This window comes from Hydrogenophaga sp. GW101-3F08, from assembly GCF_059424585.1.
Genome location: NZ_JBWKZP010000009.1, coordinates 20,890 through 37,590, shown reverse-complemented (window position 1 = coordinate 37,590; position 16,701 = coordinate 20,890). Strand labels below are relative to the sequence as shown.

The following is a 16,701-nucleotide window of genomic DNA, read 5'->3' as shown; positions in this document are numbered from 1 at the left end:
CATTTACTTTAACCAAGGAGCCTTCATGCAACTGCGCGCTTTGACCCTGGCCATCGCCACCCTCGCCGCCAGCGCCACCCTCACTGGCCTGCCGGCCCACGCCGCCACGCCCGCCGCCGCTGCCGCCACCGCGAGCGCGGTGGACGCCAAGGCCGTGGCCGCGCACTACGCCACCCTGGTGCACGCCAGCTACAGCGACACCCTGGCCGCCGCCAAGGACATGCAGGCCGCCATCGCCGCCTTCGTCGCCGCCCCCTCGGCCGAAGGCCTGGACAAGGCGCGCAAGGCCTGGCTGGCGGGCCGCGAGTTCTACGGCCAGACCGAAGCCTTCCGCTTCTACAGCGGCCCGATCGACGACGACAAGGGCCCCGAGGGCCAGATCAACGCCTGGCCACTGGACGAGGCCTATGTGGACTACGTGAGCGGCAAGCCCAAGGCCGGCCTGGTGAACACGCCGAAGTTCAAGATCACCAAGGCCGCGCTGGCCAAGGCCAACGAACGCGGCGGCGAAGAGAACATCAGCGCTGGCTGGCACGCCGTCGAGTTCCTGCTCTGGGGCCAGGACCAGAGCGAAACCGGCCCGGGCAACCGCTCGTTTGAAGACTTTGTGAAGGGCAAGGCTGAAAACGCCGAGCGCCGCGCGCAGTACCTGACCGTGGCCACCGAGCTGCTGGTGGACGACCTCTCGGCCATGGCCGCGGCCTGGGCCCCCGGCGCGAAGAACTACCGCGCCAAGTTTGAAAAAGGCGGCAAGGAGTCGGTGCGCAAGATCATCGTCGGCCTGGGCTCGCTCTCGCGCGGTGAACTCGCGGGCGAGCGCATGGAAGTGGCGCTGAACTCGCAGGACCAGGAAGACGAACACTCCTGCTTCTCCGACAACACGCACCGCGACGTGGTGAACAACGCCAAGGGCATCCAGAACGTGTGGCTGGGCCAGTACACCCGGCGCGACGGCTCCAAACTGGAAGGCCCGGGCGTGCGCGATCTGGTGGCCGCCAAGAACCCGGCCCTGGCCGAGAAGACCAGCGCGCAGCTGGCCTTGTCCGTGAGTTCGGCCGAAGCCATCCCGGCGCCGTTCGACCGCGCCATCGCCAAGGGCGCGGCCGGCCGGCCCGCCATCGAGAAGACCATCGAGAGCCTGGTCGCGCAGTCCAAGCTGCTGGTGGAGTCGGCATCGGCGGTGGGCATTGCCAAGCTCACGCTCGTGGAGCCGTGAGATAGGCCCACCCCCGCGCCGCGCCTAAGGGCGCGGCACCCCCTCAAGGGGGCAGCGCGAGTGGCCCGGCAAAGCCGGTTCCACCGCGCTCTGGTCAAGCTTCCCCTCTTTCGCAGCGTTGCTGCATTTCCCGCGCCTTGATTCATCATGTTTTCTTTTCCCAAAGCCACGCGGATCGCGCTAGCCATGGGGGCCGTCGCCGCCGGGTTGGCGATGCTGGCCCTGCATGGGCGGGCCACCGCTGACACCGACCCCGATCCGCTGGGCGTGTTGACCGGTGGCGCGGCCACGGTGCACGCCACCGGCCGCCAGGCGTTTTCGTTTCCCTTTGCCAACCTCGGCGACGCCGAACAGACGCGTTTCGCCATCGGCAACTCCTTCTTCAAGCGCAACTGGGTCGAGGCCCCCGCCTCCACCACGGCGCGCGACGGCCTGGGGCCGCATTTCATCGCGCGCTCCTGCGCCGGCTGCCACGTGATGGACGGCCGCGGCGCGCCGCCCGACTGGAAAAAGACCCTCGGTCCGGCGCCCGACAACACCGTGGCGCTGCTCATGCGCCTGTCGGTGCCGGGCACGCCCGCGCCGCACGCCGGCGTGGTGCCCGATCCGACCTACGGCGATCAGTTCAACAACGCCGCCATCCAGGGCGTGCGGCCCGAAGGCCGGGTGGAGATCCGCAGCCGGCCCGTCCACGGCCGCTTTGCCGACGGCACGCGCTACACGCTGCGCCAGCCGCTCTACACCCTGGCCGGCCTGGGCTACGGCCCGATGGCCAAAGACGTGCTGGTGAGCCCGCGCATCGCGCCGCAGATCGCCGGCATCGGCCTGCTCGAAGCCATTCCCGAGGCCGAAATCCTGCGCAACGCGCGCGATCAGGCGGCCGCGGCCGGCCCCATCAAGGGCCAGCCCAACCGCGTCTGGGACGCCTTCGCCCGCGCCGAGCGCGTCGGCCGCTTCGGCTGGAAGGCCAACGTGGCGACCATCGCGCACCAGACGGCCGGCGCCTTCAACGGCGACATCGGCATCACCAGCAGCGTCTTCGCGCAGGAAGGTTGCACTCCGGCGCAGAAAGACTGCCTGGGCGCGCCGCACGGCGGCGGCAAACGCAGCGGCCGCGACGGCCTGATGCCCGCGGCCCAGGCCAGCGCGGCGGTGCCCGAGATCGACGACGAGACCCTGGGCCACGTGATCTTCTACCAGGCCACGCTGGCGCCGGCCGCGCGCCGCAAGGCCGACGACCCGCAGGTGCTGCGCGGCCAGGCGCTGTTTGCCCAGGCGCAGTGCGCGGCCTGCCACCGGCCCAGCTACGTCACCGCCGAAGGCCCGTTCCCCGCGCTCACCAGCGCGCGCGTGGCGGGCCAGCGCATCTGGCCCTACACCGACCTGCTGCTGCACGACATGGGCGCCGCGCTGGCCGATGGCCGGCCCGACTTCCAGGCCAGCGGCACGCAGTGGAAAACGCCGCCGCTCTGGGGCGTGGGCCTGATCCAGGACGTCAACGGCCACCAGCGCCTGCTGCACGACGGGCGCGCCAACGGCGTGCTCGAAGCCGTGCTCTGGCACGGTGGCGAAGCCCAGGCCGCCAAGGAACAGGTGCTGAAGATGAACCGCCGCGACCGCGAAGCGCTGGTGAAGTTCGTGGAGTCGCTGTGAAGCGCCGGCCACCGCTGAGCACGCTGGCGCTGCTGTTGTGCGTGCTGGGCGTGGCCCCGGCCATGGCGCTGGCGCAGTCGGCCCCCGCCGCCGAAGCCGCGCCCGGCACGGCGGCCCCGGTCAACGCGCCCGCGAACGCCTTCCCCTACTACTCGGCGGAGCAGGCCATGCAAGGCCTGTACGGCCACCACCTGCCGCCGCTGGCGGCGGCCTTCGAGGCCCAGGCCCAGGCCCTGGCGAGCAGCGCCGCGCGCCATTGCCAGGGCCAGGCCCCGCTGGCCGAGCTGCGCGCGCAATGGCGCCAGACCCTGCTGGCCTGGCAGAGCTTGTCCACGCCCGCCGTGGGCCCGGTGGTGGAGCGCCGCTCGCAGCGCCAGATCGACTTCTGGCCCACCCGCCCCGAGCTGCTGCGCAAGGCGCTGGAGAAAGCGCCACAGACCCTGGCCGACATGGACCGCGTGGGCACGCCCGCCAAGGGCTTCCCGGCCCTGGAGCGGCTGCTTTTTACAAGCTCTGCGGCCCCTGCGACGACCCGCCTCGACGCCGCGACCTGCAGCTACGTGCGCCTGTCGGCCCAGGCCATCGCGGTCGAGGCGCAGGCGCTCAAAACCGCGCTCGACACCCTGGCCGCGCAGGACTGGACCGCATCGCCCGAGGCCACCGGAACCGCCATGGCCGAGTGGGTCAACCAGTGGCTCGCCGGCCTGGAGCGGCTGCGCTGGGCGCACATCGGCAAACCCATCCAGTCCCACCAGACCTCGGGCAAGGGGGGCACCATCGGATTCCCGCGCCAGACGCCCGAACACAACCTGGCCGACTGGCGCGCGCAGTGGCAGAGCCTGCGCGCCCAGGCCCGGCTCAGCCCGGCGCAGCGCCAGACCCCGCCCGAGCCCGGGCAGGCCCTGGTGCCGCTGGAGGCCCTGCTCATCGGCAAAGGGCAGCTGGCGCTGGCGCAGCGCTGGGCCCAGGCGCTGGACCGGGCGGACGCGGGCCTGGCCCAGCTGCAGCCCCAGAGCGGGCCGCGCGAGCTGCAGGCGTTCACGGCGACGCTGCAGGCGGTGACGGTGCTGTTCCAGAACGAAGTGGCCGCCGCGCTCGACATTCCGCTCGGGTTTTCCGATGCCGACGGTGACTAGAGGACGCCCCCCTGCGCCGCCAGTGGCGTGGCCGCTGGAGGGCCGCATTTCGCGCCGAAGCCTGTTGCTGGCGGGCGCTGGTGCGTGCTGTCTGCCGTCTGCGTGGGCCGCGCGTGCGGATCGCGCCACCCTTCTGGCCACCTGGCAGAGCAACGCGGAGCAGCACATCGGCCTGCTGTCGGTCGGTGACACGTCCTGGTCTGTGCAGCGCTCGTTCGTGGTGCCGACGCGGGCGCACGGCCTGTGGGCCGAGGCGGGCGGCAGCGTGCTGGCCGTGGCGCGCCGCCCCGGCGACTGGCTGCTGCGCTGGCGACCCGAGAGCGGCCAGACGCAATGGCACTGGATCGGGGACGACCGCCGCTTCAACGGCCACGTCATCGCCAGCGCCGACGGCGCCACGCTCTGGACCACCGAAACCGACCTGGACACCGCGCAAGGGCGGCTCGGCGTGCGCCACGCGAAGAGCCTGGACAAACAGGCCGAATGGCCCACCCACGGCATGGACCCGCACGAACTGCTGGCCCTGCCCGAACGCCTGGGCGAACTGCCCGCCGGCAGCCTGATCGTGGCCAACGGCGGCATCCCCACCCTGCCCGAAACCGGCCGCGCCAAACGCGCGCTGGACCGCATGGACGCCTCGCTCGTGGCGCTGGACCCGCGCAGCGGCGCGCTGCTGGCCCAGTGGCGCCTGGCCGACCCCATGCTCAGCATCCGCCACCTGGCCTGGGACCCGGTCTCGCGCCGCGTGGGCGTGGCGCTGCAGGCCGAACACCCCGACCTGCCCGCGCGCCAGCGCGCGCCCGTGCTCGCGGTGTGCGACGGCAGCGGCCTGCGCGCCGCGGCGGAGCAACCCACGCTCATGGGCTACGGCGGCTCCATCTGCGCCCGCCCCGGCGGCGGTTTCGTGGTGAGCTGCCCCCGCGCCCACCGCCTGGCCCTGTTCGACGCAGACGCCCGCTGGCACCACGACCAGCCCCACCAGGAAGCCTACGCCCTGGCCGAACGCGCCGGCCACTGGTGGGCCAGCGGGAGCGAAGGCGTGCTGCAGATGGGCGACCCGCCCGGCCCGGTGGTGGCCAGCGCGGCGGCATCGGTGCGCGAACCGGTGCGGTTTGACAACCATTGGCAGGACTGGCCGGGTTGAGCCGCGCGGCAGGGCCCGCCCAAAAGTATTTGCGCTTCCGCGCATTCAGCAGGTAAACGCCGCTCGGCCCAAGTCGCGCGGATGCCGCATACCGCCTTGACTGCCCGACCAAATCAGAAAGACGTGCACCGAGTAGATGTAGGCCTTTCCGTCCGCAAGCTATATAGTGCAAATCGCGGATACGTTCTCGTACTTGGTCCAACAAGCTTTCAAAATGACGACCGAAGACACTCTCGCTGCGTTCTTGGCACGAGACCCACTCGTCCGCTTCTCTGTGTACTCACAGATCCAAGCTCAAACTCTCCGAGATCTATCTAACGAGATCACCGAGCTCATAGAAGCCTCAATCAAGGATCGTCAGGTCGTCGATGGAAGCAAGCTTCAGCTGATCTACGGCCGCTTCTGGATGTGGGTTCTCGGCGCCTACGAAGTAACCAGAACAATGAGCGAATACAAAGTTTGCTTCTCAAGCAATTTGAACGGCAAAGTAGCAGAGTTCAAGGCACAGATATCTGTCCTTCGCATGCCATTCGCAAAGCTTCAATTCAAGGGGAGCGACAAACCGATCAACGATGAGGCGTCGATCTACAGCGTAGATATGGAAGCAAAAGATTTCTTGTTCCAAGTGGGCGACAAGAAGTTTCCTATACGCTCGTTGATGAAGGGGTTTGTTGACCTTCTGGGAAGCATCAAGCCTGAAGATATCTTGCATGACCTCCGCGATGCGCACAAGTTTGAAAGCTAATCCTTCAAATGAGAGGACGTGACCCGGAAAATCGGGGCACGCCTATCATCTCAAACATTAGGCCTCAGAAAGGAACTCATGGACGCAATTTCCCTTGCTGGCGTGTATCAAGGTTTGAAGGCAGCCAAAGACATTCTCACCACGGTCTTTGATGCCAAAGTCGATGCCGACGCAAGACCAAAAATACTTGAGGCACAAGCAAAGATTGGTGATGTTCAAGACGCGCTCTTCGTGTTGAGAGAACGCTTATCCGAGCTCCAACAGGAGCGTGATGAGCTGAAGAATGAGCTTGCAAGTGCTCAGGCATGGAAAGCGCAGTCGAGCCAATACGAGTTGAGCACAACACCGGGAAGTGCCGTCGTCTACAAGTTCAAAAGTGAGCCCGTGCATTTCGCTTGTCCAAGTTGCTTCAACAAGCACGAAATTCACATCCTTCAAGACAACAAAGTCATGACTGGTACATACAAATGCACCGGATGCGAGAGCAACTATCCTGTGAGGTCACCTACTCCATTCAACGCAAGGCAACGAGTACAGCGATAGCACACTGAGACCTCTCAAGTCACTCATCTTAGGTGATTGATTTGTACGAATTTCTCAAGAAACTTCGGAACAATTTGCGGCGCAGGCGGGCTGATTATTTCGCCAACCCTTCGCTCGATCGGACCTCCACCGGCATGGCCAGTTCAAACGTTAGGCATCGAACATCATGCAGTCGCAAGAAATCATCGAAGTTCTTGGCGGAACAGCCGTTTTTGGAGCGGTCATTGCCTTCCTAGGAAAGATCGGAATTGAAGCGTTCGTATCCGGTCGCGTTGAGGCCTACAAGTCAGAGCTGCAGCGGATCACGACAGAACACTCAGTACGCTTTCAGCGACTGCATTCAGAACGCGCGGAGGTCATCAAAGATTTCTATGCCAAGTTCGCCCAGCTAGATGACAGTCTTTACTCCACACTTCGCTCGTTCCAACATGTAGCCGAGTTACCACTCAAGGAAAAGGTGGCGAAGCTAGGCGAGCAGTTTAATGAGCTGCGCGCCTACTTCCTGCCGCGACGGATCTTCTTTGATGAGAACCTGTGTAAACTCATTGATTCGACTCTTGAGATTGCCAAAGACATTTTCTTTGACATCACTACGTACGAAGTCGAACCAACTCACGAAGAGTACAAATTCAATCGCGACGTCCTGCGCGAGCGGCACGAGTTCTGGGAGAAAGCCAGATTGGCGCATCAGCAGCAATTCGCCGAGGTCAAGGCAAAGTTAGAGGCCGAATTCCGTGCCATCCTCGGTATCGATGCCTGACTCTTCAATCGAGAGGACTTGCCCCGGCAAGCCGGGTCAAGTCCTCTCATCTCAAACGTTGGACCTCACAGTTGGGCGTCTTGAGCCGCAGGAGCGATCATGTCCATCACCAAGTCCGAAGTAGAACAGCACTTCGCTGCCATCGTTGCCGCGCTATCAGGAGAACCAGGGGTCTCAGTCGGGCAGCGCGGAAGGAAGGGCTTCGGCTCGTCCGCCTTGCAGGTGAACGGCAAGATCTTCGCCATGGTTTCCTCCGGGGGTGCGCTCGTGTTGAAGTTGCCGCGGCAACGTGTCGAAGAGCTCGAAACTCGCGGCGTTGGCGAGCGGTTCGATCCCGGGCACGGTCGCCTCATGAAAGAGTGGCTGGCGCTTCGTCGCACTACATCGGGTGAGTGCCTATCTCTGGCCCGCGAGGCGCTGCAGTTCGTCAGTGGGGGAACATGAGCGTCTTCCACCGGACGGCCAACCCTTCCATCGAGCGGACGTCTTCCAGCCGCCGCTCATGTCAAACGTGAAGCCGCATGAAAGCCCCAGACCCCGTTGGTTACTCTGGAACGCCGCTCTCCAAGAAGCTCGGCATCAAAGAAGCTCATCGCGTGCTGCTGATTGAAGCGCCGAAGAACTACGAGAGTCTGTTGGTTTCACTTCCGCCCGCCGTGCAGTTCGTGAGCCAACCCGATTCGACGGTAGATATCGCTCACGTCTTTGTCACTCAGAGAGAAGACCTGGCAAAGATCCTGAGCGCCCTGCGCAAGAAGCTGAAACCCGAAGCAGCACTATGGGTTTCTTGGCCCAAGAAGGCCGCGAAGGTCCCCACCACCATCACGGAAGACACCATTCGCGAGTTGGCGCTTCCCTTGGGGTTTGTGGACATCAAGGTCTGCGCCGTCACGGAAGTCTGGTCGGGGCTCAAGCTCGTGGTTCGCAAAGAGCTTCGCTGAGAAGAGGAATGCGGCCAACCGCGCGGCCTACTCCTCCGAGCGACCCGCGTTTTCCCGATCGTGTTCGTACCGCTTCGCAAGCGGAAAAGGCGGCAGCCAGGATTCGCGGCGGACGGTCCAGAGTTCGTAGGTCGGCGTGAACTGGTCCGGGGCGTCCAGGGAGCCCAGGTTCACTTCGACTTCGTCCGCGCTGCGCCCGAAGACGGACGAGCCGCAGCGGGGGCAGAAGAACCGCCCCTGGTATTCGCGGGGTTCGCCTTCCATCGTCACCGCCTCCTGAGGGAATACCGCAGAGCCGTGGAACAGGGCCCCGTGGTGCTTGCGGCAGTCGAGGCAGTGGCACAGGCCAACGCGGTACGGGCGCCCCGACGCCACAAACCTCACGTCGCCACAGAGGCAACCACCGGTGAATCGGTCCATGCTGGTCTCCTTGAAGATGCGCTGTGGAGGAATGGCGTCGAACGCGTGGTGCATCATGGCAACCGGGCTTGCGCAGTCGGCCTCCCCGGGGCCGGGAAGGCCGGATGTTAGACCTCATGCAAGAGACCACAACCGGGGGAGTTGCATTCGATGACCGACTCACAAACGATACGCAAGGTCTTGTGGATGGGAGCCGCATTCAACCTGCTCATAGCCCTGATGCTGTTGTTCCCATCGACGCTGGGCGCATTTGCGGCGCTGCCCCCTGTGGGCTCGGTCTTCTATCTCTGGATGCTCATATTCTTCGTTGTTCTATTTAGCGGCACGTATGTGTGGCTGGCCCTGCAACCCATCATCTCCCGGCCCGTCGTTGCGCTGGCGGCCATCGGCAAAAGCGGTGTATTCCTTGTTGCCCTCGCATGCCTGGTAGGTGGAGACATCCAGCTCAGGACATTTCTCATCACCCTCGGAGACCTTGCATTTGCCCTCTATTCCTTTCGGTGGTTGCAATCCACAAAGGCCACGCTTTGCGGTCGGCCTACGTCCGGTTAGGTAGCCTATGACGTCTGCTGTCCGCCCTTGCTCGATTTGCAAGACTCTCATCCCTCAACTCTCCGTCAGCACCGAGGCATTTGATGTCATCGTTAATGCGCTTTCGGGCGGCTCGCCAGGGATAGCTACCTTGGAACTCAAACATTCGGCCTCTTGTTCGGAGGAGGAAGCCAGCTCATGGGTCTCTCATCTTTTGTCATGTGCTGCCGCATGGCCAACAAACGAAGAGGATGAAGAAGTCCTGTTCAAGATTTCTGAAGCATTCTCTGAAGTCAAGAAGCCGGAGCACTTCACCAACTTCACTCATTGTGATGAATGCAAGGAACATGACGACACGCTAAGAGCAAGGACGCGCGAGACGCTACAACGCCAAGACATTGGAAACGCAGGATGGGACCCCATAAGCTTTTGCAGCGACGAAGGAATTGGTTATTTCTTTCCCGCTCTGGCGCGGTTTTCATTGCTTCCTAGTGTATGGCGAGACTACGGTTGGTATGGAGCTCAACTGCTTTCCCATCTTTCGTACCATGGAGCCGAGAACAAGTTTTTGATCTGGTGCTCGCCAGCCCAGAGAGAGGCTGTAACGAAATTGCTTCGTCATATTCTGGAGACTCGTTCCGAAGCAGTTTCTCAGTACGGATATGACGACGAGCTACTCAATGCGCTTCATATCTGGGGTGAGTCCACCTAACGACCCATTGCCGTACATGCTCCGGTAAACTGGGCTGTTTCCATTAACTCAAATATCACGCACAATACTCGATGAAAGATAATTGGTACGAGTTGGAATACGAAGCAAACGGAGAGAACGAAACTTGTTCTGGACCCACGGTCTTGTACACATCAAGACATGGCTTATCCTCTTTGCTTGCAGAACTGCAAAGAGTCTCCAATGCAGGACCCGGGCGGCACGAATTGAAAATAGAAGACATGGACAGAGATTATTATTTGCCTTTCAGCCATGTGGAAGTCACCGACACGCCACCCCAGAATAAAGAAAAGAAATGGAGTTGGAGACCAATCATCTGGCTTGCAGGAATCATCATCGCGGCGCTGTTTCTGGCGCTCTATGGGATGGTGCGCTTGGCAATGGATATCGTGTCATGAAAATTGTGCTGCCAAGCTCATCAAGGCCGAGCCAGATCAACTTCAGCCGCCGCTAAACAAACACGTTTTTCACCGGCTCATTAGACCAAGCACAACCCATGCGGTGGATCGCGGTTTTCGTTCTCGTCCTGGTCCATGTGGCACTGATTGCGGCCGGCGACGCACTGCCCGCGGCGCTGGCTCCGGCCATCGCCGGCACGCTCTACCTGCCGCTCTGGCCGCTCTCCGCTCTGGGCATCCCCGTTTTCTCCCCCGCTGAGTCGGGCGGCTGGGCCAGTCCAAGCCTGCTGGGCTGGCTCTGCTTCGTGGCCCTATGGTCGCTGCTGTGGTGGCTGGTCGTCGCGCTCGTCATGCGGGCCCGCTCGTAAGTGGCCCGATGACATGTCGCTCGACGTACTGGCTTGGCTCTTCACCCTGGGTGTCATTGCACACAACACCGAGGAAGCCTTGTACCTGCCGGCTTGGTCAGCATCGGCAGGCCGCTGGCACGCACCCGTCAGCACCCGCGAGTTCGTCTTCGCCGTTACCGTGCTGTCTCTGGTGCTGGTCGCACTCGCAGCCGCGGCGCTATCGGCTGGGTCACAAAGCATCTGGGCCTATCTATTCACGGGTTATGTCTTCGCCATGGTCGCAAACGTCTTTGTTCCCCATGCGCTTGGCACCGTCGCGCTGAGGCGCTATGTACCCGGGACCGGAACCGCACTTCTTTTCAATCTTCCGCTCGGTGGCCTGTTTCTTCAGCAAGCCCTGGCTCAAGACTTCGTCACCTGGGGCACCATGGTGTGGGTGGCGCCTGTGACCGCGCTGCTCATGGTGGCACTCATTCCTGTTTTGTTCGCCGCCGGCCGTTGGTTGCCCGCAGCTTAGGCGAGTTGACCTTTGGGCCGGAGATCGGTGGCTGACCTGTGACGACAATATTGCGTTCGCTCCGCAATTCCGAGCCGATGCGCGGCGCACGCTCAACCGGCTCCTGTCAGAACCGAACCTTTCAACGCCATTCACGGGGATGGCCTTGGACGAAACGCACAGAAGGCTTGCCGTCTCTGGAGAGGGTTGGGCGGATTTTGCGTTTCCGAACCGGGGGCCAGCCACTGACAACGTTCTCGGGCATCTATTCCGGGAAGGCGAAAATTTCACGATGACGTTCGAGTACGAGCCGCAGCGGGGGCAGAAGAACCGCCCCTGGTATTCGCGGGGTTCGCCTTCTATGAGAGGGATCACGACAGTGGAATTACATTCGATCACCGCCTCGCAAACGATGCGCGAGGCCTCGTGGATCTGACCCGAAAACAAGCTCCTCACATGTCATCAAACGTCCAACTGCACTCCTGGTGGTCACTGAGCGACGCGCTGCGGCGTCAGGTGCTTGGCCTGCAGATCGATCCCGTCCAGATCGAGTACGCGGGCACCATTGAGCGGGCCATTTCGAGCCTCGGCGAGACCGAGGACGAAAACATGGCCGGTCTGGCGATATTGCGGTCCGGCGAAGGGGTCGGCTTCGTCGTTCTCAAGCGCGGGGACAAGGCGCCCGCGTGGGCGGCGCCCGGGTGGGCCGTGGTGAGCGCCATGCGGGTGGACCGGCGCCAGCAAGGCGGCGGCGTGGGGAGCCAGGCGCTCGTTGCCTTGTCGCCATGGTTGTGGCAGCACTGGCCCGCGTGCCACACGCTTGCGCTGGCGGTTGACGAAGAAAACGCGCGTGGCATCAAGGCGTACACCCGAGCGGGGTTTGCCGACGCGGGCCAACGGGAGCAGGGCCGCATCGGGTGGGTGCGCTACATGCACAAACCGGTGGGCGCGCAGGGGTCGCACGAGGTTTCTCAAGTAACACCTCGTTGCTGACGCCGCATTGTCAGCAACTCCACGGCAAGATGGCGTGCCGTTGTTCACCCAGGAGTCCCCACCCATGCTCAAGACCTACACAGGCAGCTGCCACTGTGGCGCGGCCCCGGTGAAATACGCCGACGGGCGCAACAACAGTTGGTGGAACGCGCCGGCGGAAACGCGGCATCTGTGATCAAGGTGCCCAGCGCCATGCGATCCAGCCTCATTGCAGCCGCTTTTGTCGTGGGGGCGTTCGGCAGCGCGTTCGCCACCAGCGCCGTTTCGTTCGAAGCGCAAGGCTACCTGCTGGATTTCACCGTTGGGGACGACAGCCAGCCAACCGTGGCCGGTCTGAGCTTTGCCGCGCCCGGCGGTGTTCGGGCCGTGGAGATCCCCATGCGCCATCTCCGGATCGAGACCTTCGACACCGGGCAAAAGGTCCTGTTGCTCCGCTTCACGAATCCTGGGGATCCAAAGCTGCCCAAGGACTTCTCTCTCGCCGTCAGAAACGATGCCGGGGTTCTGCACATCGACGGGAAGTCCATCGCCGGTCGTTTCGCCTGGGGCCTGTAGGTCGCCGTTGCTGTTGTCGACCGCGCTGGCCCGCCCGCGCAGATGCCCTCAGCCGCCTGGTTCTTCGGGCGATTCGCTGCGCAGTTCGCAGGCCTGGCCGGTGCGGCGGCACTGGCCGTCCAGCTCCAGCCAGGGGTGGGCGTGGCCCACGCAGCCGGTCTGGCAGATCACGGCGCTGGCTTCGCGCAGCGCGGGGTCTGGCGCCAGCGCGGGCGCGGCGGCGCCGGCGGGCGGCCGCGTGGTGGCGGCGGGCCGCAGGGTGAGCGTGCCGGCCAGGCGCCGCCCACGCGGCAGCCCCCACAGCAGGCCGGTGCGCGCCACCACCAGTTGCCCACGCAGCCGCAGGATCTCGCCTTCGAGCGCGCGCACCTGCAAGGCGTGTGAGCGCAGCAGATCGCCCATGCGGCGCTGCAGGCCGCCGAGCAGCCGGGTGAGGGCGCCGTGTTCGCTCACCAGCTCGCGCGCGGCGGCGCTGTCGAGCCGGGCCGGGTGCTCGGCCACGGGGGTGAAATGGGTCATGGAGGCTCCTTCCTGGGTTGGCGGGCATGTTCTTCTGGTGGCGGGCCGCTGGCCGCGGCGATGAGCAGTTGGTCCACGCCGTCGCGGCCCTGCACGGTGTCCGCCCGCACCCGCCAGACGCGCTGCACCCGTTCGGGCGAGAGCACCCGGGCCGGTGGGCCGGCCGCGCGCAGGCGGCCCGCGTCCAGCACCCAGGCCTGGTCGGCGTAGCGCAAGGCGAGGTTCAGGTCGTGCAGCACGGCGAGCACGCCCACGCCTTGCTCCCGCGCCCAGCGCCGCACGGTGCCCAGGGTGTCGTGCTGGTGGCGCAGGTCCAGCGCGGCGGTGGGTTCGTCGAGCAGAAGCCAGCGCGCGAGACCGTCGGGGCTGGGTTCCCAGATCTGCGCCATCACGCGCGCGAGCTGCACGCGGGCGCGCTCGCCGCCGCTCAGGCTGCCGATGCAGCGCTCGGCCAGGGCCTCCACGCCGGTGCTGCGCAGGGCCGCCTGCACGATGTCGGCTTCGTGGCGCGAGGGCGCGAAGCGGTGCGGGTAGCGCCCGAGCGCCACCACCTCGCGCACGCGAAAGTCGAAGGCCACCGCGGTCTCCTGCGGCAGCACCGCGCGCTGCCGGGCCAGGCCGGCCACCCGGGCGGGCGTGAGCGCGCTGCCGTTGAGCCAGACCTCGCCCGCGTCGGGCGCGCGCAGCCCGGCCAGCACCGACAGCAGGGTCGATTTGCCGGCCCCGTTGGGCCCGAGGATGGCGCCCACTTCGCCGGCCGCGAGGTGCAGGTCCACCCCGTCGAGCAGCAGGCTGGCGCCCGCGCGCACGCTCAGGCCGCGCGCGTTCAGGCCCGGCCCGTGCGGCGCCCGCGCCTCGGGGCGGCGGGCGGTGGTGGTGGTCTCCAGTTCGTCGTCGTCCAGCCAGTGGGGCTGTTCGCCGCCGGGCAGGCCGCCCCAGGCGCCACGCCATTCGGGGTCGCACAGCCGGGCGTTCACAGGCGCCTCCCGGCGGCGCCGCGCAGCAACAGCAGGAAAAACGGCACCCCCACCAGCGCCGTGAGCACGCCCAGCGGCAGCTCGGCCGGCGCGACCACGGTGCGCGCCACGGCGTCGGCCAGCAGCACCAGCACGGCGCCCAGCAGGGCCGAGCCGGGCAGCACCCAGCGGTGGTCGGGCCCGGCCAGCAGGCGCACCATGTGGGGCGCCACCAGGCCGATGAATCCGATGATGCCGGTGGTGGCCGTGACGGCGCCCACCGCCAGCGCGGCCACGGCGATCGCGGTCCGCTGGACCCGCTGCACCGACACGCCCAGCAGCACCGCCTGCGCCTCGCCCAGCGCCAGCGCGTTGAGCGGGCGCGCCAGCCGCAGGCCCACCGCGCCGGCCACCAGCGTGAGCCCCGCCACCAGCGCCACCGCGCTCCAGCGCGCGCCGCCCAGGCTGCCCAGCAGCCAGAACTGCAGGCTGCGCAGTTGCTCGTCGGTGGCCAGGAAGCTCAGCAGGCCCAGGCCGGCGCCGGCCAGCGCGTTGACGGCGATGCCGGCCAGCAGCATCAGGCCCACACGCGTGCCGCCCTCGCCGCGCGCGAGCAGGTAGATCAGCCCCGTGACGCCCAGGCCGCCGCCGAAGGCCATGAGCACCAGCGTCCAGCTGCCCAGCGCACGCGGCAACTCGGGCAACCACACGCTGCCGAGCACGATGCTGACGCCCGCGGCCAGCGCGGCGCCGCTGCTCACGCCGATCAGGCCGGGGTCGGCCAGGGGGTTGCGAAACAGGCCCTGCATGAGGGCGCCGGCCAGGCCCAGCCCGGCGCCGGCGGCAAGCCCCAGCACCAGGCGCGGCAGGCGGATGTGGAAGAACACCATCTGGGCGCCGCTGGGCCCGTCGGCCGGGGCCGACCACGCGCCGGCCAGCAGCGCCGGCAGCTCTTGCAGCGGCAGGCTGTAGGCGCCCTGGCCAGCGGCGAACAGCAGGGTGGCCAGCAGCAACAGGGCCAGCGCGGCCAGCAGCACCGGGCCGGGCAGGCGCGCGGGCGCTCGCCAGGCCCGCCAGGCCGGCGCTGGCGGCGCGCCGGGCCGCTGCGCCACGGCCGGGTTCACGTGCCGCCCTCCGCGGCTTTGGGGGTCGTGGTCGCAGCCGGGGCCGCGGCGCCCGGCCGCCAGACCGACCAGTCGATCAGGTGCAGCACGTTGCCGTCGACGTCGGTCAGCTCGAATTCCCAGGCGCCCCAGGGCTGCAGCTGCGGTCCGGCGGCGGGGAGCCGCCCCGCGTGCGGCGCTTCACAGCCGGCGATGCCGCTGCGGCAGGGTCGCTGCACCGCGCGGCGCAGGTGGGCGTGCAGGGCGTGGATGTGCTCCACCGTGATCCGGTGGCGCGCGGGCAGGAAACCGCGCTCGCCGGGCGTGGCCCGCTCCCAGCGGCCGGGCCGCGCGCCACAGGCCCACAGCTGCAACCGCAGCGGCCCCAGCTCCAGCAGGGCCCACACGCCCGGGATCTGCTGCGGGCAGGCAAAGCCCAGCACCTGCGTGTAGTCGGCCACGGCGCGCGCCAGGTCGGGCGTGCGCACGCGGGTGGGTGGGGCGTGGGGTGGGGCGTTCATGCAAGCACCACCTGCTGGTGCAGGCGCTCCACCACATCGGGCAGGCGCGGACCGAAGCCGAGCAGTTCCAGCGCGTCCAGGTGGAGCAGCGCGCGGCGCCGGTGGGCGGGGGTGAGCGCCAGCTCGGGCCGCTGCCAGAACGCGGCCTCGCCGCCGATGGCTTCGATGCCCTGCGTGGTCATCAGGATCACGTCGGGCGCGGCCTGGGCCATGGCCTCGGCCGTCATGGGCCGGTAGCCCTTGAAGCCGCCGAGCGCGTTGCGCGCGCCCATGAAGCGGATCAGCGCGTCGGCGGCAGTCTGTTCGCCCGAGACCATGGGGCTGCCGGTGTGCGAGAGCACGAACAGCACTTTGGGTTGCGGGGTGCGGGCGGTCTGGCGCACGCGGGCGGTGGCGGCGGCCCAGCGCGCGTCGAGCCGCTGCTGCAGCGCGCGCGCATCGGCTTCGCGCCCGGTGGCGCGGCCCACGGCGGCGACCTTGCGGCCGACCTCGCCCCAGCTGTGGTCGGCGGCGATCAGTTCCACCGTCACGCCGGCGCCGCGCAGTTGCTCCAGCACCACCGGCGGGCCAGCGTCGGTGCCGGCGATCAGGGCGTCGGGCCGCAGCGCGAGCAGGCCTTCGGCCGAGAGCTGGCGCATGTAGCCCACCTTGGGCGTGGTCTGCGCTGCGGGCGGGTACAGGCTGGTCGAGTCGGTGCCCACCAGCAGGTCCTGCGCGCCCAGCGCGTACACCACCTCGGTGATGCCGCCACCCACGGTGACGAGCCGCACGCCCGGCGCGCGCGCCGGCTCAGCGCCGGGGCTGGCGCTGCCCGGGCCGGGGGTCTGCGGCTGGGGTGCAGCCGCAGGCGCAGCCCTCAGCGGCCAGGGCCACCCAGCGGTTGCCACTGCCGAGCCAGCCAGTGCGGCGCCCGAGAGCTTTTGCAGCGCGCTTCTGCGCGAGGTGTTGCCGAAGGGCGGTGTGGACAGCGGGGATTTCATGGGGTGTGGTG

At 66.6% G+C, this 16,701-nt stretch carries 22 protein-coding genes; 16 read left to right on the top strand and 6 right to left on the bottom strand.

Annotated elements, in window-relative coordinates; all coding sequences use genetic code 11:
• Window positions 1-25 precede the first annotated feature (25 nt).
• From AC07YZ_RS20065 to AC07YZ_RS20025, 9 genes are all read left to right on the top strand, one after another.
• A complete protein-coding gene (locus tag AC07YZ_RS20065) occupies window positions 26-1,216 on the top strand; it encodes an imelysin family protein (protein WP_494796053.1) in 1,191 nt (396 codons plus the stop codon).
• A 147-nt stretch (window positions 1,217-1,363) separates the two neighbouring features.
• On the top strand, window positions 1,364-2,869 hold the full coding sequence (locus tag AC07YZ_RS20060; RefSeq protein ID WP_494796052.1) for a di-heme oxidoreductase family protein: 1,506 nt from the start codon (window positions 1,364-1,366) through the stop codon (window positions 2,867-2,869).
• Entirely contained in the window at window positions 2,866-4,005 is a 1,140-nt protein-coding gene (locus AC07YZ_RS20055; RefSeq protein WP_494796051.1) for an imelysin family protein, read from the top strand. The genes AC07YZ_RS20060 and AC07YZ_RS20055 overlap by 4 nt, the downstream gene beginning before the upstream one ends.
• A gap of 22 nt (window positions 4,006-4,027) precedes the next feature.
• Entirely contained in the window at window positions 4,028-5,149 is a 1,122-nt protein-coding gene (locus AC07YZ_RS20050) for a DUF1513 domain-containing protein (RefSeq protein WP_494796050.1), read from the top strand.
• 214 nt (window positions 5,150-5,363) lie between these two features.
• Window positions 5,364-5,894, top strand: coding sequence for a hypothetical protein (locus AC07YZ_RS20045; protein WP_494796049.1), 531 nt, complete (start codon window positions 5,364-5,366; stop codon window positions 5,892-5,894).
• A 78-nt stretch (window positions 5,895-5,972) separates the two neighbouring features.
• Window positions 5,973-6,437 (top strand): hypothetical protein, encoded by a 465-nt coding sequence (locus AC07YZ_RS20040; RefSeq protein ID WP_494796048.1) that lies wholly within the window; start codon window positions 5,973-5,975, stop codon window positions 6,435-6,437.
• 166 nt (window positions 6,438-6,603) lie between these two features.
• Window positions 6,604-7,197: a hypothetical protein gene (locus AC07YZ_RS20035; protein WP_494796047.1), complete on the top strand. Its 594-nt coding sequence runs from the start codon at window positions 6,604-6,606 to the stop codon at window positions 7,195-7,197.
• A gap of 99 nt (window positions 7,198-7,296) precedes the next feature.
• A complete protein-coding gene (locus AC07YZ_RS20030) occupies window positions 7,297-7,641 on the top strand; it encodes a hypothetical protein (protein ID WP_494796046.1) in 345 nt (114 codons plus the stop codon).
• A gap of 77 nt (window positions 7,642-7,718) precedes the next feature.
• Window positions 7,719-8,138, top strand: a complete 420-nt coding sequence (locus tag AC07YZ_RS20025; protein ID WP_494796045.1) for a DUF3052 domain-containing protein — start codon at window positions 7,719-7,721, stop codon at window positions 8,136-8,138.
• A gap of 27 nt (window positions 8,139-8,165) precedes the next feature.
• Here AC07YZ_RS20025 and AC07YZ_RS20020 read toward each other — a convergent pair whose 3' ends face one another.
• Window positions 8,166-8,558, bottom strand: a complete 393-nt coding sequence (locus tag AC07YZ_RS20020; RefSeq protein WP_494796044.1) for a GFA family protein — start codon at window positions 8,556-8,558, stop codon at window positions 8,166-8,168.
• A gap of 150 nt (window positions 8,559-8,708) precedes the next feature.
• Here AC07YZ_RS20020 and AC07YZ_RS20015 point away from each other — a divergent pair, with 150 nt between their 5' ends.
• The 7 genes from AC07YZ_RS20015 to AC07YZ_RS19985 all read left to right on the top strand — a co-directional run bounded on the left by AC07YZ_RS20015 (window position 8,709) and on the right by AC07YZ_RS19985 (window position 12,611).
• Window positions 8,709-9,110: a hypothetical protein gene (locus tag AC07YZ_RS20015; RefSeq protein WP_494796043.1), complete on the top strand. Its 402-nt coding sequence runs from the start codon at window positions 8,709-8,711 to the stop codon at window positions 9,108-9,110.
• A 7-nt stretch (window positions 9,111-9,117) separates the two neighbouring features.
• On the top strand, window positions 9,118-9,801 hold the full coding sequence (locus AC07YZ_RS20010; protein WP_494796042.1) for a hypothetical protein: 684 nt from the start codon (window positions 9,118-9,120) through the stop codon (window positions 9,799-9,801).
• A gap of 71 nt (window positions 9,802-9,872) precedes the next feature.
• The gene (locus tag AC07YZ_RS20005) at window positions 9,873-10,217 is read left to right on the top strand and encodes a hypothetical protein (RefSeq protein WP_494796041.1); all 345 of its coding nucleotides are present in this window, start codon (window positions 9,873-9,875) and stop codon (window positions 10,215-10,217) included.
• 98 nt (window positions 10,218-10,315) lie between these two features.
• Window positions 10,316-10,585: a hypothetical protein gene (locus AC07YZ_RS20000; protein WP_494796040.1), complete on the top strand. Its 270-nt coding sequence runs from the start codon at window positions 10,316-10,318 to the stop codon at window positions 10,583-10,585.
• Window positions 10,586-10,598: 13 nt separating this feature from the next.
• Window positions 10,599-11,084: an HXXEE domain-containing protein gene (locus AC07YZ_RS19995; protein WP_494796039.1), complete on the top strand. Its 486-nt coding sequence runs from the start codon at window positions 10,599-10,601 to the stop codon at window positions 11,082-11,084.
• Between the two features lie 405 nt (window positions 11,085-11,489).
• Window positions 11,490-12,056: a GNAT family N-acetyltransferase gene (locus tag AC07YZ_RS19990; protein ID WP_494796038.1), complete on the top strand. Its 567-nt coding sequence runs from the start codon at window positions 11,490-11,492 to the stop codon at window positions 12,054-12,056.
• A gap of 171 nt (window positions 12,057-12,227) precedes the next feature.
• Entirely contained in the window at window positions 12,228-12,611 is a 384-nt protein-coding gene (locus AC07YZ_RS19985; protein ID WP_494796037.1) for a hypothetical protein, read from the top strand.
• A gap of 48 nt (window positions 12,612-12,659) precedes the next feature.
• Here the strand turns inward: AC07YZ_RS19985 and AC07YZ_RS19980 are convergent, their stop codons facing one another.
• The 5 genes from AC07YZ_RS19980 to AC07YZ_RS19960 are packed head-to-tail and all read right to left on the bottom strand — an operon-like array spanning window position 12,660 to window position 16,690.
• The gene (locus tag AC07YZ_RS19980) at window positions 12,660-13,130 is read right to left on the bottom strand and encodes a hypothetical protein (protein WP_494796036.1); all 471 of its coding nucleotides are present in this window, start codon (window positions 13,128-13,130) and stop codon (window positions 12,660-12,662) included.
• Window positions 13,127-14,107, bottom strand: a complete 981-nt coding sequence (locus AC07YZ_RS19975; RefSeq protein ID WP_494796035.1) for a heme ABC transporter ATP-binding protein — start codon at window positions 14,105-14,107, stop codon at window positions 13,127-13,129. Before AC07YZ_RS19975 ends, AC07YZ_RS19980 begins: the two co-directional genes overlap by 4 nt.
• Window positions 14,104-15,210, bottom strand: a complete 1,107-nt coding sequence (locus tag AC07YZ_RS19970; protein WP_494796034.1) for a FecCD family ABC transporter permease — start codon at window positions 15,208-15,210, stop codon at window positions 14,104-14,106. Before AC07YZ_RS19970 ends, AC07YZ_RS19975 begins: the two co-directional genes overlap by 4 nt.
• Complete coding sequence (locus AC07YZ_RS19965) at window positions 15,207-15,710, bottom strand: VOC family protein (protein ID WP_494796033.1); 504 nt, start codon at window positions 15,708-15,710, stop codon at window positions 15,207-15,209. Before AC07YZ_RS19965 ends, AC07YZ_RS19970 begins: the two co-directional genes overlap by 4 nt.
• Entirely contained in the window at window positions 15,707-16,690 is a 984-nt protein-coding gene (locus AC07YZ_RS19960; protein ID WP_494796032.1) for a heme/hemin ABC transporter substrate-binding protein, read from the bottom strand. Before AC07YZ_RS19960 ends, AC07YZ_RS19965 begins: the two co-directional genes overlap by 4 nt.
• Window positions 16,691-16,701 lie beyond the last annotated feature (11 nt).

Bases quoted from the DNA above. Each gene is read 5' to 3' on its own strand.
- AC07YZ_RS20065 (WP_494796053.1), top strand. From the start codon at position 26: ATGCAACTGCGCGCTTTGACCCTGGCCATCGCCACCCTCGCCGCCAGC.
- AC07YZ_RS20060 (WP_494796052.1), top strand. From the start codon at position 1,364: ATGTTTTCTTTTCCCAAAGCCACGCGGATCGCGCTAGCCATGGGGGCC.
- AC07YZ_RS20045 (WP_494796049.1), top strand. From the start codon at position 5,364: ATGACGACCGAAGACACTCTCGCTGCGTTCTTGGCACGAGACCCACTC.
- AC07YZ_RS20040 (WP_494796048.1), top strand. From the start codon at position 5,973: ATGGACGCAATTTCCCTTGCTGGCGTGTATCAAGGTTTGAAGGCAGCC.
- AC07YZ_RS20035 (WP_494796047.1), top strand. From the start codon at position 6,604: ATGCAGTCGCAAGAAATCATCGAAGTTCTTGGCGGAACAGCCGTTTTT.
- AC07YZ_RS20030 (WP_494796046.1), top strand. From the start codon at position 7,297: ATGTCCATCACCAAGTCCGAAGTAGAACAGCACTTCGCTGCCATCGTT.
- AC07YZ_RS20025 (WP_494796045.1), top strand. From the start codon at position 7,719: ATGAAAGCCCCAGACCCCGTTGGTTACTCTGGAACGCCGCTCTCCAAG.
- AC07YZ_RS20020 (WP_494796044.1), bottom strand. From the start codon at position 8,558: ATGGACCGATTCACCGGTGGTTGCCTCTGTGGCGACGTGAGGTTTGTG.
- AC07YZ_RS20015 (WP_494796043.1), top strand. From the start codon at position 8,709: ATGACCGACTCACAAACGATACGCAAGGTCTTGTGGATGGGAGCCGCA.
- AC07YZ_RS20010 (WP_494796042.1), top strand. From the start codon at position 9,118: ATGACGTCTGCTGTCCGCCCTTGCTCGATTTGCAAGACTCTCATCCCT.
- AC07YZ_RS20005 (WP_494796041.1), top strand. From the start codon at position 9,873: ATGAAAGATAATTGGTACGAGTTGGAATACGAAGCAAACGGAGAGAAC.
- AC07YZ_RS20000 (WP_494796040.1), top strand. From the start codon at position 10,316: ATGCGGTGGATCGCGGTTTTCGTTCTCGTCCTGGTCCATGTGGCACTG.
- AC07YZ_RS19995 (WP_494796039.1), top strand. From the start codon at position 10,599: ATGTCGCTCGACGTACTGGCTTGGCTCTTCACCCTGGGTGTCATTGCA.
- AC07YZ_RS19980 (WP_494796036.1), bottom strand. From the start codon at position 13,130: ATGACCCATTTCACCCCCGTGGCCGAGCACCCGGCCCGGCTCGACAGC.
- AC07YZ_RS19965 (WP_494796033.1), bottom strand. From the start codon at position 15,710: ATGAACGCCCCACCCCACGCCCCACCCACCCGCGTGCGCACGCCCGAC.
- AC07YZ_RS19960 (WP_494796032.1), bottom strand. From the start codon at position 16,690: ATGAAATCCCCGCTGTCCACACCGCCCTTCGGCAACACCTCGCGCAGA.